This is a genomic window from Comamonas sp. CAH-2 (assembly GCF_009668305.1).
Taxonomy (GTDB): Bacteria; Pseudomonadota; Gammaproteobacteria; order Burkholderiales; family Burkholderiaceae_C; genus Comamonas; species Comamonas aquatica.
In genome coordinates this window covers 1-12,761 of record NZ_VSWF01000057.1, presented here as the reverse complement: position 1 = coordinate 12,761, position 12,761 = coordinate 1, and the positions used below count along the sequence as shown (strand labels likewise).

The following is a 12,761-nucleotide window of genomic DNA, read 5'->3' as shown; positions in this document are numbered from 1 at the left end:
TTACACGACCAACGCCATCGAGTCGGTCAACATGGGCCTGAGGAAGCTGAGCAAGAACCGGGGTTCATTCCCCAGCGATGAGGCGCTGACTAAGTTGTTCTACTTGGCCCTGCGCAACATCAGTCAGAAGTGGACCATGCCGATTCGGGATTCGAAGGCAGCGTTGACCCGATTTACCATTCAGTTCGGAGACCGCATCTCCGTCAACTGAAGTCCGCCCCGTTTACACAAAAGTTCGGACACGCCCTCAAGCTGGATTGCCTGCCTCTGACACAGCATCCAAAGCCCTCCTGGAAAATTTCGAGAGGGCTTTGTTTCATGTCTCTCGATCAAAGGTTTGCGATTGTCCGCAGACCGCCACCCATCGACGCCACACAATCTTTCAAACAGGCTTGTCAATATAACTAGATATCTAATATGATTCAACATCCCTACTGATGAAGGCGAGCAATCGCCAGGAGACAACGATGCTGACTCATGAAGAAAACGAATTGCTGTGCCGCGTAGAAGGCGAAGCCCCCATGGGCAAGCTGATGCGCCAACACTGGACCCCAATCTGCCTGATTGAAGAGGTCAGCGAACCGGACGGCACACCGGTCAAGGCGCGCATCCTCGGCGAAGACCTTGTCGTGTTCCGCGACAGCGAAGGCCGCGTCGGCGTGGTTGGCGAGTACTGCCCGCACCGCCGCGCCTCGCTGGTCTACGGCCGTAACGAAGACGGCGGCCTGCGCTGCCTGTACCACGGCTGGAAGTTCGACGTGCAAGGCAACGTACTCGAAATGGTCTCCGAGCCCGCCTCCAGCGGCATGGCCGAAAAAGTCAAGCACACAGCCTATCCGACCAAGGAATGGGGCGGCATGGTCTGGGCCTACATGGGTGCTCAAGACGCCGTCCCCGAATTCGTCGCTCCCGCCTGGGCACCTACCGCTGATACCCGTGTGAGCATCGGCAAGGTGCTGCTGCCCTGCAACTGGGCACAGATCCTCGAAGGCGCCATCGATTCCGCACACAGCTCCAGCCTGCACTCGTCGGATTTCGTGCCGGCACGCGTGACCGGCGCCGAAGCCACGGACAAGAACTGGCTGCGCCCCTCCACCGACAAGGCTCCCCGCCTGCAGGTCCAGCGCACCGAATATGGTTTCCGCTACGCCGCCCTGCGCCGCCCGATCTTCAATGCCACCACGCACGACTATGTGCGCTCGACCGTGTTCGTCGCACCCGGCACCGTGCTGATTCCGCCGAACAACCTGTACAACGTCGCCAACGTCAACGTGCCGATGGACGACACCAATACGGTGTTCTACTTCATCGCCTGGGGTGATGCAGCCACCACACCAGAAACCGAAACTTGGCGCAAGTTCCTGCACACGCAGGTCGGCCCGGATCTGGACGAGCGCTTCCGTCCGCTGCGCAACCACGAGAACCGCTTCTGGCAAGACCGCCAGGCCATGAAGGCTGGCAACTTCACCGGCATCACGGGCTTCCCGAACCAGGACATCGCCATGTGGGTCACGATGGGTCCCATCGCCGACCGTTCGGACGAACGTCTGGGCGCCAGTGACCTCGCCATTGTCGAGTTCCGTCGTCGTATGCTCGATGCCATCACCGAATACAAGCAGGACGGCAAGGCCATCGGTACCGGTGCCAAGGCAATCCCTGGTACGGTCTGCTCGTACCAGGCCGTGGTACCGAAGGAAACTGACTGGCGTGAATACGAGGTCCGCTACGTGAGTGCGAAGCATACTGTGTCGGACGAACAAGTTGCTGTGGCTGCTACCGACTACCAAGTCAAGCAGTAATCGACGGATGGAACTGGCCATGGAACAGCACCGTTTGCGCATCGGGGTTGCAGGACTGGGGCGGGCATTCTCGCTGATGCTGCCCACCTTCCTGCAGGACCCCAGGGTTCAGCTCGTTGCCGCGTGCGACCCTCGTGAGGAGGCCAGGCAGCAGTTCGCTGCCGACTTCAACGCAAGGACTTACACAGACGTGCAGGACCTGGCCGAAGACCCGGATGTGGAGGCCATCTACGTGGCCAGCCCGCACCAATTCCACGCCCAGCACACCGAGATTGCTGCAGCCAGGGGCAAGCATGTGCTGGTCGAGAAACCGATGGCTCTCAACGCGGCCGACTGTGATCGCATGATCGCGGCCTGCCGCGCCGCGAACGTGCATCTGATCGTCGGGCACTGCCACAGTTTTGATACACCGTACCGGCGCACGCGCGAACTGATCCGCTCGGGCGATTTCGGTGCGGTGAGGATGATCCAGGCTTTCAACTACACCGATTACCTGTACCGTCCGCGCCGACCCGAAGAACTGATGACGGCCGAAGGCGGTGGTGCCGTCTTCAGCCAGGCTGCGCACCAGGTCGATATCGTGCGAATGCTTGCAGGCTCACGTGCCACGCGCTTGCGCGCAAGCGTTGGCCGCTGGGATCCACTGCGCCCGACCGAAGGCGCCTATTCCGCCCTGATCTGGTTCGAGAACGGCGCATATGCCTCACTCTCGTACAACGGCTACGGTCACTTCAACAGTGACGAGTGGACCGGCTGGATCGGCGAAATGGGCGATCACCTGAATCCGGATGCCTACGGCAGTGCGCGCAAGCGTCTGACCACCATTGCCTCGGCAGAGGACGAAGCCAAGCTCAAGGCTGCCGGTACGTACGGTGGTGCCGACTACAAGCCCCCCTCGCTGGCAGCAGAAGAACCGACACGCAGTCATCAGCACTTCGGCCCGGTGATCGTGTCCTGCGAACGCGCCGACTTGCGCCCCCTGCCCGATTCCGTCGTCGTGTACGGCGACCAGCAGCGTGAAAGGCTTGCGCTCTCGCGCCCGACTGTGCCGCGCGCCGAAGTGATCGACGAACTGTACGATGCCGTAATCCTGGGCCAGCCCCCCTTGCATGATGGGGAGTGGGCAAAAGGCACGCTGGAAATCTGCATCGCGATTCTGAAGTCCAGCGAAATGGGTATGGACGTTCTGCTCTGACAATAAGCTCCAGGAAAGAAAAAACCTCGCAATGCGAGGTTTTTTCTTTCCTGGAGCTTATTCAACAGTTTTCGCACTCCTCGCCGCGAGCGGCAATCAGGTGCCCCATTTCCCGAGTGGAAGGAATCCGCAGCAGCGAGTCATGTGCCTTCTCGGCTTCGTCGCATGCCATGTTCTCGATGATCGTGAGCAGCACCTTGCGCGCGATGTCGATCTCCGAGCCTTTCAGGCCCTTGACGCTGATCTCATTCACTTCTTCGGCCAATGGAACCAGCTTGCTTTCCAGGCTGCGACCGCGAGGCGTGAGATACACATGGGTATTCTTGCGGTTGCCGGGCGCATAGCGGCGTTCGACATATCCCAGCTTCTCCATCGCCGACACCGCACTGAAAGTGGTCGGCGTGGTGGTACCAGCCTCGTCGCTGAGTTCCTTCTGCGTCAGTCCATCGGTGACCCACAAAATGCGCAGAAACGCCCAGTGACCGAAAGAAACTTCAAACTGAGCCAGGCGCATCTGCAGCCCCCGAACCATCGCCCGGCCTGCATCCTTCACCAGGTGAGCGAGACGATCATCCGGTACGGCCTCGCGCCAATGCCGCAAGATAGGGTTCTCTTTGGAATCCGGTGCCTTGCTGGGAAAGGGTCTGGCTGTCATACTTTCTTCTTCGCGGCCATCATCAGAATGCTTGAAATCATAGTGCACTTCACAAGTGCACGAACCGGTTCCCCCGGTTCTGAACTCATGCTTTGTCAATTCAAAAGGTATGCCAACCACACCGATACGAACAAACCGGGCATCACGGTATCGGTACGGATACCTTGCGCCATCATAGGGCGAGTGCATTGTAGACGTGATACTGTGGCGAACGGAAAAGCAGACTGCACATACAAAACGCCGCGCACCTGGTCGACCAGGTGCGCGGCAATATCCGCAGCAGCTGATGAGATCAGATCTTGAAGCTCTCCAGGCTGGCCGGGTGGAACAGCTCGGCAGGCTGGAGGCGGCGGCTCGATAGGCCTTCTGCATGGTGCTGCGCGAGGAAACGGTCAACCACATGGGCATTCTCGGCAAAACCATACGACCAGAAATCCTGGCCCATCAGGCGGCGCGCATTGCGCAACTGGTCCTCGATGAACGGGAGCGTGACCTTGGTGGCCGATGTGTCGCTCAGGCGCGTCAGTGCTACCGCCTTGGAATGCTCGAAGGCCTTGACCAGTGCGCCGGGCAGCCAGGGATGCTGCTCTGCCAGGGTCTTGCGCACGCCGAGCGTGTGCATGATCGGGAACAGCTTGCGACGCTCATACCATTCGGCCGCAGCCTTCTGAGGATCCTCGAACAGGTACTTGACCTGCGGGTGACCACGGTCGAAGCACGATGGGGCACGCGGCCCGATCACGCCATCAATTTCGCCATCGGCCAACAAGTTCGAGATGGTGCGGCCTTCCGGCGCGTTCACCAGCGACACACCTTCGGGCAGCTTCAGCGAGATCTTCTCGATGCGGGTCGGATCTTCGTAGCCGCCACGCACCCACTGGATGTCGGAGGCCTTCACGCCGTACTCCTCTTCCAGGAACATGCGCACCCACACATTGGCGGTCAGTTGGTATTCGGGCACGCCGATGCGCTTGCCCTTGAGGTCGGCCGGGCTGTTGATGCCGCGATCGGCGCGCACGTAGACCGAGCTGTGGCGGAATGCCCTCGAAGGGAACACCGGCACGGCAATGTACGGCGAGGTGCCAGCTGCGGTCTTCACCGAATAGCTGCTGAGCGACAGCTCGCAGATGTCGTAGTCTGCGGTGCGGAACGCACGGAAGAAGATCTCTTCCGGATCCTGCAGCATGAATACAGGGTCCACACCGTCGATCTGGACGTCGCCGTCGATCAGCGGACGCATCCGGTCGTAATTGCCCACCGCGATGGACAGTTGAAGCTTGCTCATGTTGATTCCTTTGTGACGATCAAAATCGATTCGGAGCGCATTGTCATGCGCCGGTTTGTGATGCCTGCTGGCGTGGAACGCCAAAGAAGACGGCAAGGCCTCCAATGAAGACCAGCGCAGCCACCAGCAAAATGCCAGCCGAGAAACTGCCGGTAGCGCTTTTCACCCAACTCAGGACGATGGGCGCAAAAAAGCTCCAACCTGCCCCAGGCTGCTGATGATGAGCAGCAGCGTGCTCGGCACCTCCAGCAGGATGTAGCCAATGAAGAACAGACTCACGCCCAGACCGTAAGCGGCATCGCTCAGACCAGGATCATGCTTCAGATGCAACTGCGCAAAGCTGATATTGACCCGATCAAGATAGTTGAGCACCCAGCAGAAGAACAGGAAGCTCATCAGCCTGAGAGTGATCTTGCGATAGGTTGTTTCGACGGTTGCAGGGTCGAAGGTTTGATGCGGAAGTGCACCCACGTAGTTCAACGTGGAATCTGTCATTTCGGAATCTCTTAGAAGCGTTTTGTCTGCTGCCGGCTTGAGCTGGCGGGGCAGCGAACACGTCTGAGTTCGCTTTACCGGCCGGCGCAAACAATTTTTAATCATTAGACATCTATTTATTAGATATCTATTTATTAGACTACGAGGCTTTTAGAGCGCCGACAAGCAGGGGTTTACCCCTATCGCTAAACCGTACACAAGTCAATTACTTTGCCTGCATAATTAGATCTCTAGCAATAGAATTGCAAATATTGTCGAGCAAGTAAAGGAAGACAAGCATGACCACCCAGGAAAGCGGTTTTCTGCGTCTGAAGATCGCGAAGAAGGAAAAGATTGCACGCGACATCTGGCGCTTTGAACTTACCCACCCAGAGGGCGCGCCGCTGCCACCGTTCGAGGCTGGCTCGAATCTGACGCTGGTGGCCCCCAACGGCATGCGCCGCAGCTATTCGCTCTGCAACGACTCGCAAGAGCGCAATCGCTATGTCATCGCCGTGAAGCGCGACAGCAATGGCCGTGGCGGCTCGATGAGCCTGGTCGACGACACATCCGCAGGGGATTCGATCGAAGCCTCTCTGCCGCGCAACGAATTTCCGCTTGATGAACGCGCCAAGTCATTCATTCTCGTGGCTGGCGGCATCGGCATCACGCCCATGCTGTCCATGGCACGCCAACTAAAGGCTGAAGGCCTGCGGAACTTCAAATTGTATTATCTGGCCCGGGATCCAGAGTGCACGGCCTTCCTCGACGAGCTCAGCAGCAACGAATGGCGCTCGTTAGTGAAGATCCACCACAGCTTCGGCGACCCGGCGAAAGCCTTCGACTTCTGGGACCTGTTCGAGCGCCCCAAAGCCGCACACGTCTATTGCTGCGGACCCCAGTCGCTGATGGATACCGTCCAGGACATGACAGGCCACTGGCCGTCCGGCACCGTTCACTTTGAAAGCTTCGGCGCCGGCAATGCCAACGCAAAGGAAAACACGCCTTTCATGGTGCACCTTAAGCGCACCGGCATCTCATTGCAAGTTCCGACCGACCGCTCGATTCTGGACGTTCTGCGTGCCTCGAACGTGCGTGTAGCAAGCTCCTGCGAAAGCGGTACCTGCGGCTCCTGCCGGGTAGGATTGTGCTCGGGCGAAGCGGACCACCGGGATCTCGTGCTGCGAGACGATGAGAAGGATGCACAGATTATGGTCTGCGTATCCCGTGCAAAATCTGCGGAGTTGGTGCTGGACCTCTGAGCCGGCATCGCTGATGACGGTCCTACCCGCACCGTTGCCGAAACAGACACTCCGGTTGGCACGGCCAAGCATTGGCATACCAACATAACAAGGGACATTGAACATGAATGAGCAGACTTCTACCTCAGCCCCCAGGTCTCGGGATGCCAGTGCGCCCACACCGGTCGACGACAACAGTCTCGCCTGGACCGATGCTCGCTTGCTGGGATTTACGCCCATGGATAATGTGCATGAGGAGTTCTACGCGACTGCGTTGAAACTGGTGACCTGCACAGAGAAGAATGCAGCCCAGGCCATCGAAGAGTTCGAGCAGCATGCCATCAGCCATTTCGAGCAGGAAGATGAATGGATGCGCACCACGAACTTCCCTCCTCGGGACTGCCATCTCGACGAGCATGCGGCAGTGCTGAAGTCGGTCCGCGAGGTCAAGGAAGCTGTTGCACAAGGACAAGCCGGCGCCGACGTAGTCCAGGATATCGGCATGGCCCTCTTCCAGTGGTTCCCAGGTCATGCAGACTATCTGGACTCCGCACTGGCCGCCTGGATGACCAAGCTGAATATGGGCGGCAAGCCCATCGTGCTGCGACGTAAGCTTTGACAGTGCTCCAGGGGACATCCAAGACATCCCTCTCCCAGCCAAGACCCAGACACCCCCACCCAAACGCGGGATCCATGCACATTTCTGCAACGCACCGCCCCCAGAGGTTAGGGATACTCCCGGTCAAAATCATGCTAGCCCTCTAACAATAATTTTAGACGTCTAATAAAATATAACTAAGGCATGCCGATGAAGAAAAACAGTTGTGACGCAGAGAACAAGACTCTGTGCGCCGCAACCGAAGCTGCGTCGCACGCATGCCTGCATCTTTGCGCTGGGCTGCAAATGTGCATGTCATTTTTTAAACAGGACGCCCCACCACCACGTAGCTTTCGGCCCAGCCACATGCATTGTACGGACATCTTAATGCCGGTACATGAGCGGATGGCGTCGGTGCCGCGAGAAATCACAAAAAACAGGAGACATGTCATGACAAGAGGAATTTTCTTGAAAATATCGGCGGCAATTGCCCTCCAGGCGTTGTCAATCTTTGCATATGCTGATAGCGATTTCCCGAACAAGCCCGTAAAGCTGGTCGTACCCTACGCTCCCGGAGGGCTGCCGGATACCGTGGCCCGGATTCTGGCCGAAAAAATGCAGGCAGACCTCAAGCAGCCGGTCATTGTCGAAAACAAGCCCGGCGGCGGCGGCGGCGTTGCCATCACGGCCATCAAGCAATACCCTGCCGATGGTCATACCTTCTTGGTTACGGACGGCCCTCTGCTGGCGGTTTCTCCGATCATCATCAAGAACCTCAAGTATGACGCCCAGAAGGATCTGGATCCCGTTTCCCTGGTCGGTGTGGCCCCTCTGCTTCTGGTCACAAACTCTTCCGCACCCTTCAAGAACATGAAGGATTTCATTCAATATGCGAAAGAGCGTCCCGGCGAGTTGAATTACGGGTCTTCCGGAATCGGTTCCATCCACCACCTGACGGCAGAGGCCATGGCCCATTCGCTGGGCATCAATGTCAAGCATGTCCCGTTTAGGGGTAGCTCCGCCTCTATTCCTGCACTGATCGGCAACCAAATTGACATCACATTCGCCTCTCCCCCAACCCTGATGGGCTTCGTCGATAGCGGCAAGGCCAGGATACTGGCGACCAACACCTTGGCTCGCAGCAAGACCAGTCCGGACATTCCTGCCATTTCCGAGTACGTCAAGAACTTTGACTTTGGCTTTACCGTGGTCATGCTGGCCAAGAAAGGAACGCCCGAGGCATATAGGAACAGGATCAGCGATTCGGTCAAGGAAGCCGTCAACGATCCCGAGGTCAAGAGCAAGCTGGAAAAAGCAGGAGTCGACTCCATTGCTGGAGGTCCTGCCGAGTTGGCGGCAAAGCTCGCATCTGAAAATAGCCGGGTCATCGCAGCGGCCAAACTGGCTAACCTAAAACCAGAATAAAACCAGAACCGGCCCACACCCAATGCCAGTCAGCCAAGAGCTCACTGGCATTTTTCGTTGGTGGACCCGCATCTTCTACGTCGATGGTAAGCGTTGCCACCTGGCTGTAGGCATCGCCAAACAACAGATCGCCCTCCCAAAGGCCCGGCACTGCACGGCTGGGCGCTCGCTAATCGGCACTGCATCGACGATCCGGCCATGGATCGTCGCATTCCCCTAGAAAACCTCTGCATAAATCCCTGAATCACACCGGCTTCCGTGGAGGCTCAACTCCTGAGAGGATTGAGTCATGAACACTAAAGCTGCTCGTTTTAGCCCTGAGGTACGTGAACGTGCCGTACGTTTGGTGCAGGAATGCCAAGCGGATTACGCATCACTGTGGGGTGCGTGTGAATCGATTGCCCCCAAGATAGGTTGCTCGGTCAGCACCCTGCATGGGTGGGTGCAGCGCAAAGAAATAGATGCAGGCCAACGACCAGGATTGACCACGGATGAACGTGAGCGACTCAAGCAACTGGAGCGAGAGAACAAGGAGTTGCGCCGTGCCAATGACATCCTCAAGGCGGCGTTGTTGCATAAATCGTTGCTCAGCAAGCGGTAGGCTTGCGGCATGAGCCACTCCCGTAAGCCCCGCTACCGCACCACAAACTGGAAACAGTACAACGCAGCTCTCAAGGCCCGCGGCTCTTTGACGGTGTGGCTGGACAAGCGCATGTGTTGGTTTGCCGCTGCAAGCGGCAAACGCGGGCGAAGCCCGAAGTTCTCGGATGCTGCCATTCAATTCTGTTTGACGCTCAAGAACCTGTTTGGCTTGGCGCTGAGACAAACTACAGGCTTGGTGGAGTCGGTGCTGCAACTGTGTGGCCTTGCCTGGTCCTCTCCAGACTTCAGCACCCTGTGCAGGCGGCAGCGAGATTTGGATGTCCAGATTCCGTACACCCGCAGTAAAGCAGGCTTGCACCTGCTGGTTGATTCGACAGGCATCAAGTTTCTGGGTGAAGGCGAGTGGAAATGCAAAAAGCACGGCGCTGAATACCGCCGTCAATGGCGTAAGCTGCACATTGGTATCGATGCGGATACCTTGCAGATTCGGGCCATCTGCGTGACGAGTAATAACGTCAGTGATGCCTCAGTGCTCAGCGACTTGCTGGAGCAACTGCCGCCCGATGAAACGCTTCAAAGTCTTATCGGTGATGGCGCCTACGATACACAGCCCGCCTATGAAGCGGTCATCAGGCACGGTGCAATCCCCATCATTCCTCCCCGCAAGAATGCACGAGTGCGCAGGGGTGCTGTGTTCGAGCGCCGCAATGCAGCGATTGCTGCGTGCAGGGGGCTGGGGCGAAGTATATGGAAACGCTGGATTGGCTACCACCGGCGAAGCTTGGTGGAAGCCAAGATGAACTGCATCAAACGTTTGGGCGAGCGGGTGATGTCCCGCACCTTTGAACGCCAAGTGAACGAGCTGCATATCCGAGCAGCCATCTTGAATCGATTTACTGAACTTGGCCGTCCTCAGACGGCAGCCGTGGCATAGCCACGGCTGGGGGTTGGGGTCAATCGCCTCAAATTGGATTTATGCAACAGCGCCCATGACAGACATCTCCAGTGGCAATAATGACAACATTGATATCATTATTGCCATGAAACTCCACCTCCTTGTTTGTGATGGCGTGTTTGATCTGGGGCTTGCGGCGCTCACTGACACAGTGGGCTTGGCCAATGCGATGGCGGGCTCGCTGCCACAGGCTCCCTCGCACATAGAGCTCACGCTGGTGGGCGTGCGGCGTCGCATCCGAACTGCGCAAGGCTTGACGGTCCCCGTGGTCACTGCGCATGGTGTGCCCGAACCAGACGTCGTGCTCGTGCCCGCGTTTGGCGACAAGATGCCTGACACGCTCTCGGCTCGGCTCACACGCCCCGATGTGCCCGATGCGGTCGCGGCGCTACAGCAGTGGTCCACCGCTGGCGCGCACCTTGGTGCCGCTTGCTCCGGTAGTTTCTTGCTTGCAGAGAGTGGCCTGCTTGATGGGCATCGTGCGACGACGTCATGGTGGCTGGGGCCGATGTTTCGGCAGCGCTATCCGAACGTCACGCTGGACGAGTCACGCATGATCGTGAACTCGACACGCTTCACCACCGCGGGTGCCGCTTTGGCCCACGTCGACTTGGCCTTGCGCATCATCCGAGGGCGCAGTCCGGCGCTGGCGGCCCTGGTGGCACGCTATCTGCTGGTCGAGACACGCAGCTCGCAAGCCGAGTTCGTGATTCCCGACCACCTTGCGCATGCCGACCCGATGGTCGAGCGCTTCGAGTGCTGGGCCAGACGTCGGCTCGCGCAGGGGTTCTCGCTGACCGAGGCGGCCAGCGCCGTGGGCACAAGTGAGCGCACCTTGGCGCGGCGGCTGCAAAGCGTTTTGGGAAAGACACCGCTGTCGTATTTCCAGGACCTGCGCGTGGAGCATGCCGTCCATCTCTTGCGCACCGGGAACGCCAGCGTCGACCAGGTCGCCGCACAGGTCGGGTACTCGGATGGGGTGACCCTGCGGGCCCTGTTGCGCCGCAAGCTGGGCCGGGGTGTCAGGGAGTTGCGACGCGGTGGATGACCAAAGGCGTTTGGTGCATGTACGGCTGGAGACCGCCGCGAAACTGTCGGAAGCAAAGGCTTACCCACTTGTGTCTACTACATCGTGCGTTGGGTGCAAAAGCACCAGCCGTGCCAAAGCAGTCTTCAGTGACCTTTCAAAGGTCTGAGTATTGGGAACACTGTTAGCTTTACCACTGTTTTCTGTTCACTAATCTGGGTTTTCATCCACATGCTATTCAATCCACTTCAAGTAGGTTCTCTCACCCTGCCCAACCGCATCCTTCTGGCACCACTGACACGCGCCCGTGCCGACGCTGGCCACATGCCCAACGCGCTGATGGCCGAGTACTACAGCCAGCGTGCCACCGGCGGCCTGCTGATTTCCGAATGCACCATGGTGGCGCCCGGTACATCGGCCTTCGTCAATGAGCCTGGCATCTACAACGACGCGCAGATTGCAGCCTGGAGGCAGGTGACCGACGCGGTGCACGCCAAGGGCGGACGCATCTTCATGCAGATCTGGCACGCTGGCCGCGCAGCCTACCCTGGCGCTGCCGATGGCGCCCCCATTGTCTCCAGCAGCGCCACCGCCATTGAGGGAGAGATCCACACGCCCCAAGGCAAGGTGCCGCACGCGGTGCCCCGCCCCCTGACCGTCGAAGAGATTCCCGGCATCGTGGCTGCCTTTGCTCAAGGCGCACGCAACGCCATTGCCGCCGGCTTTGATGGTGTGGAAGTACACGGCGCCAACGGCTACCTGATTGACCAGTTTCTGCGCGACACGCCCAACCAGCGCACCGATGCTTACGGCGGACCGCTGGAAAACCGTGCACGTTTGCTGTTCGAGGTACTCACTGCCGTGACCCAGGCGATCGGTTCCGAACGTGTGGGCCTGCGCCTCTCGCCCCTCAACAGCTTCAACAGCATGAAAGACAGCGACCCGCTGGCCCTCATCGGCTTCCTGGCCGATAGGCTCAATGCCTTCAAGCTGGCCTACCTGCACGTGATGCGCGCCGATTTCTTCGGCGTGCAGAAGGCCGATGTCATGCCCGTAGCGCGTGAAAACTACAAGGGTGTGTTGGTGGGCAATATGGGTTACAGCGCTGATGAGGCAGAGGCAGCTATTGCCGAAGGTAAGCTTGACGCTGTGGCCTTTGGCACCGCCTTCCTGGCTAACCCGGACCTGCCCGCACGCATCAGGGCCAAGGCACCGCTGAACACGCCTGACTCCAACACGTTCTACGCAGGTGGCGCCAAGGGCTATACAGACTATCCGACACTGCAGGTCGCGTAAATCACCGCCCCAGAAGACCGAAGAAACAAGCCACTTTATACCCAAGGCTCTGCTCTTCGATCTTGCGAAGCTGGGCGTTGTTGCATAAATCAACCTGCCGCAAGCTGTATGAATCGCACCGGGTTTTGAGGAGGCCGATTGGTTTAAGTTGACACCTCTGCCGAGGTGTCGCTGACGGCTAGTTGCCTCCAGTAGTTTGCCTCAGCTT

At 58.6% G+C, this 12,761-nt stretch carries 11 protein-coding genes and 2 pseudogenes; 10 read left to right on the top strand and 3 right to left on the bottom strand.

Annotated features, from left to right (window positions below; translation table 11 throughout):
* The 3 genes from FYM52_RS17865 to FYM52_RS17855 form a co-directional block, all read left to right on the top strand.
* Positions 1-211: transposase (locus FYM52_RS17865; protein WP_162524776.1), on the top strand; the 211-nt coding region annotated here is incomplete at its 5' end.
* A gap of 256 nt (positions 212-467) precedes the next feature.
* A complete protein-coding gene (locus FYM52_RS17860) occupies positions 468-1,799 on the top strand; it encodes a Rieske 2Fe-2S domain-containing protein (RefSeq protein WP_154165069.1) in 1,332 nt (443 codons plus the stop codon).
* 19 nt (positions 1,800-1,818) lie between these two features.
* On the top strand, positions 1,819-2,994 hold the full coding sequence (locus FYM52_RS17855; RefSeq protein WP_154165068.1) for a Gfo/Idh/MocA family oxidoreductase: 1,176 nt from the start codon (positions 1,819-1,821) through the stop codon (positions 2,992-2,994).
* Positions 2,995-3,055: 61 nt separating this feature from the next.
* On the opposite strand, the gene FYM52_RS17850 is transcribed toward FYM52_RS17855, so the two are convergent.
* The 3 genes and pseudogenes from FYM52_RS17850 to FYM52_RS17840 form a co-directional block, all read right to left on the bottom strand.
* The gene (locus FYM52_RS17850; protein WP_154165071.1) at positions 3,056-3,649 is read right to left on the bottom strand and encodes a MarR family winged helix-turn-helix transcriptional regulator; all 594 of its coding nucleotides are present in this window, start codon (positions 3,647-3,649) and stop codon (positions 3,056-3,058) included.
* A 292-nt stretch (positions 3,650-3,941) separates the two neighbouring features.
* A complete protein-coding gene (locus FYM52_RS17845) occupies positions 3,942-4,934 on the bottom strand; it encodes an ABC transporter substrate-binding protein (protein WP_012837650.1) in 993 nt (330 codons plus the stop codon).
* A gap of 222 nt (positions 4,935-5,156) precedes the next feature.
* Positions 5,157-5,429: pseudogene (locus tag FYM52_RS17840) on the bottom strand (MFS transporter); the annotation flags it as partial.
* Positions 5,430-5,707: 278 nt separating this feature from the next.
* On the opposite strand from FYM52_RS17840, the gene FYM52_RS17835 reads away from it, so the two are divergent.
* The 7 genes and pseudogenes from FYM52_RS17835 (at position 5,708) to FYM52_RS17805 (ending at position 12,553) form a co-directional block, all read left to right on the top strand.
* Positions 5,708-6,670 (top strand): PDR/VanB family oxidoreductase, encoded by a 963-nt coding sequence (locus FYM52_RS17835; protein WP_154165067.1) that lies wholly within the window; start codon positions 5,708-5,710, stop codon positions 6,668-6,670.
* Between the two features lie 103 nt (positions 6,671-6,773).
* Positions 6,774-7,268, top strand: coding sequence for a bacteriohemerythrin (locus FYM52_RS17830; RefSeq protein WP_154165066.1), 495 nt, complete (start codon positions 6,774-6,776; stop codon positions 7,266-7,268).
* Between the two features lie 429 nt (positions 7,269-7,697).
* Positions 7,698-8,672: a tripartite tricarboxylate transporter substrate binding protein gene (locus tag FYM52_RS17825; RefSeq protein WP_154165065.1), complete on the top strand. Its 975-nt coding sequence runs from the start codon at positions 7,698-7,700 to the stop codon at positions 8,670-8,672.
* A 289-nt stretch (positions 8,673-8,961) separates the two neighbouring features.
* Positions 8,962-9,240, top strand: a pseudogene (locus tag FYM52_RS17820) (transposase); the annotation flags it as partial.
* A gap of 42 nt (positions 9,241-9,282) precedes the next feature.
* Complete coding sequence (locus FYM52_RS17815; protein ID WP_154165064.1) at positions 9,283-10,209, top strand: IS5 family transposase; 927 nt, start codon at positions 9,283-9,285, stop codon at positions 10,207-10,209.
* A gap of 55 nt (positions 10,210-10,264) precedes the next feature.
* Entirely contained in the window at positions 10,265-11,278 is a 1,014-nt protein-coding gene (locus FYM52_RS17810) for a helix-turn-helix domain-containing protein (protein ID WP_179954972.1), read from the top strand.
* A 210-nt stretch (positions 11,279-11,488) separates the two neighbouring features.
* Entirely contained in the window at positions 11,489-12,553 is a 1,065-nt protein-coding gene (locus FYM52_RS17805; protein ID WP_154165063.1) for an alkene reductase, read from the top strand.
* Positions 12,554-12,761: the final 208 nt, after the last annotated feature.